Source organism: Cellulomonas pasadenensis (assembly GCF_047229365.1).
Lineage (GTDB): Bacteria > Actinomycetota > Actinomycetes > Actinomycetales > Cellulomonadaceae > Cellulomonas.
This window is the reverse complement of sequence record NZ_JBFTEP010000257.1, coordinates 1-1,752: the sequence shown is the minus strand read 5'-3', so window position 1 is coordinate 1,752 and position 1,752 is coordinate 1. Positions and strand designations below refer to the sequence as shown.

The 1,752-nt window shown below is 78.0% G+C and carries 2 protein-coding genes; both read right to left on the bottom strand.

What is annotated here, in order from left to right; genetic code table 11:
• Nucleotides 1-276: 276 nt before the first annotated feature.
• Nucleotides 277-1,227 (bottom strand): SDR family oxidoreductase, encoded by a 951-nt coding sequence (locus AB6N23_RS18270; RefSeq protein WP_412867377.1) that lies wholly within the window; start codon nucleotides 1,225-1,227, stop codon nucleotides 277-279.
• A 25-nt stretch (nucleotides 1,228-1,252) separates the two neighbouring features.
• Nucleotides 1,253-1,752 (bottom strand): DUF3159 domain-containing protein (locus AB6N23_RS18265; protein ID WP_412867376.1); only part of this gene is annotated, 500 nt, incomplete at its 5' end.

Genomic DNA, 1,752 nt, shown 5'->3' with positions numbered 1-1,752 from the left:
GGCCGGACCGGCGGCCGCCGGCGCCGCGAGCGGGGCGACGAGCGCCGCGGCTGCGGCGAGGACGAGGGGGACGCGACGGGCGCGTCGGGGACGGGGGGCCATGGGCGTCATCGGCAAGGCGCACTCCGAGGGGGCGTGGGATGCGGGGGGACGAACCGGACGCCGCACCATGGCACACACGCGTGCACCGTGCCCAGGGCGCGGCGCGACCGGCCCGCCGTGCACGACGCCGGCCGCACCGCACCCACCTTCCCCGTCACGGTGCCCGGCCGGCCGTCAGAGCGCGGCCGCCGACGCGAACGACACCCCGGCCAGCTCCTCCGAGACCCGCCACACCCGGTCGGCCTCCGTCGCGTCCCGCAGGGGCCGGTAGAGGCGGTGCTCCGCCGGGCCGCCGCCGAGGTTGCCGGGGCCGTCCGGGCCGTAGAGCCGCCCGCCGCCCGCCTGCGGCGAGGTCGCGGCGTACAGCGCGGGCAGCTGCGCGCTCTCGAGGGTCCCGAGCAGGATCCCCGCGCGCGAGAGCCGGCGGATGACCGCGATCTGCGGGGTGTCGCGGTCGCGGCCCAGCTCGGGGCGTGCGGTGAGCAGGCTGGTGGGCGCGACCCCGGGGTGCGCGAGGTTGCTGGTGATCCCCCAGCCGGCCGCGCGGCTGCGCCGCTCGAGCTCGAGCGCGAACAGCCCGAGGGCGATCTTCGACTGGCCGTACGCGCGCCGGCCGTCGTAGTCGCGCTCCCAGTTGAGGTCGTCCCAGTGCACCGACCCGCCGCGCGCCGCCACGCTGATCTGGGAGGTGACGCGCGCCCCGCCCGCCGTGAGCAGCGGCAGCAGGTGCGCGACCAGGGCGACGTGCCCGAGGTGGTTGGTGCCCAGCTGCAGCTCGAGGCCGTCGACGGTGGTCTGCCGCTCCGGCGGGGTCATCACCCCCGCGTTGTTCACCAGCAGGTAAATCGGCCGGCCGTCGACCCGCAGCTCCCGGCCCAGGGCCTCCACGGAGGCCAGCGAGGCCAGGTCGAGGTGGTGCAGCGAGACGAGCGCGGCCGGGTGCTCGTGCCGGATCCGGGCGACGGCCGCCTCCCCCTTGGACCGGTTGCGCACGGGGAGGAGGACCTCGGCCCCGGCGAGGGCGAGTCGGCGGGCGATGCCCAGCCCGATCCCGTCGCTGGCGCCGGTGACGAGGGCGCGCCGGCCGGTCAGGTCGGGCAGGGAGTAGGACGGTGTACGAGGCATGGTGTCGCTCCTGGTTCTGGGTGGGTCAGCCGCGCGGCGCGCGGGCCGGCGGAAGGGCTGCGTCGACAGGCCCGCCGGCTGCGCGGCGGGCGGCGACGAGGGTGACCGCGACGTGCACGGCGAACAGCGAGGTGGCGACCACCTGCACGACCGCGAGCGCCGCCGGCTCGTCGGCGCGGTAGAGCACGACGCGGACGGCGAGGTTCGCCGCGGCCATCACGAGGCCCACCACCGAGGTGAGCGTGTAGACGCGACGCAGGGCGCGGTGCCGGGTCCAGTCGCGCGGGCCGCCCACCAGGCGGTTGACCATGAACCCGGTGAGCGGCCGGCCGGCCGCGAGCGACACCACGTAGGCGAGCACGAAGACGACGGGCAGCGCCATGCTCGGCAGGAAGAACGCCCGGGCCTCGCCCGCGAGCGCGGCGACGCCCGCGCACACCGCGGCCACGACGAGCCCGGCGACCGCGGCGCCGGTCGGCTCGCGGCGCGCGAGCCGCACGCCGCACGCGGCCGCCGCCGTGACGC